Source organism: Ligilactobacillus acidipiscis DSM 15836 (assembly GCF_001435755.1).
Classification (GTDB): domain Bacteria; phylum Bacillota; class Bacilli; order Lactobacillales; family Lactobacillaceae; genus Ligilactobacillus; species Ligilactobacillus acidipiscis.
Genome location: NZ_AZFI01000369.1, coordinates 1 through 461, shown reverse-complemented (window position 1 = coordinate 461; position 461 = coordinate 1). Strand labels below are relative to the sequence as shown.

Here is a 461-nt window from a genome sequence, read left to right as displayed (position 1 = left end):
CACTGACCGCGTGAGGTTTTTTTCGATCCCATAATCTTCAACTAGGATCGAGAAACGGGATTCGATCGTGCGCCGGAGATCTTTCAAAGCCGGAACATTGTGCTGTTTGGCTCCTTTCATGTTTGAACGGTAAGGTGTCCAGAGCTCATAACCTAGCTCGCCAAAATCTTCTTGTAAGGGCTGTCCCACATAACCGACATCCGCTAAAACAAAGGGACACGGACAGCCTGCGATCAAAGTTGACGCCGCTTGGGTGTCATGTTTAGAGGCCTCGGTGACAGTGTAATTTAAGATATAACCGCTGAGCGAGGTCTCAAAATGAGTCTTAAACCCGTAAAAATACATGTCTTTGGTCGCATTGTAGCCTAGGTCAGCTATGCCGCGGAAAACCTTGGCCCGCTTATTTCTAACTTTTTGGCATAAAGGGTTAGGCAAACTATCAATGATCGCAAACTGTCCTG

At 47.1% G+C, this 461-nt stretch carries 1 protein-coding gene; it reads right to left on the bottom strand.

Going from position 1 to position 461, the window contains the following annotated elements; genetic code table 11:
- Positions 1 to 461 (bottom strand): IS982 family transposase (locus FC65_RS11140; RefSeq protein WP_156408656.1); only part of this gene is annotated, 461 nt, incomplete at both ends.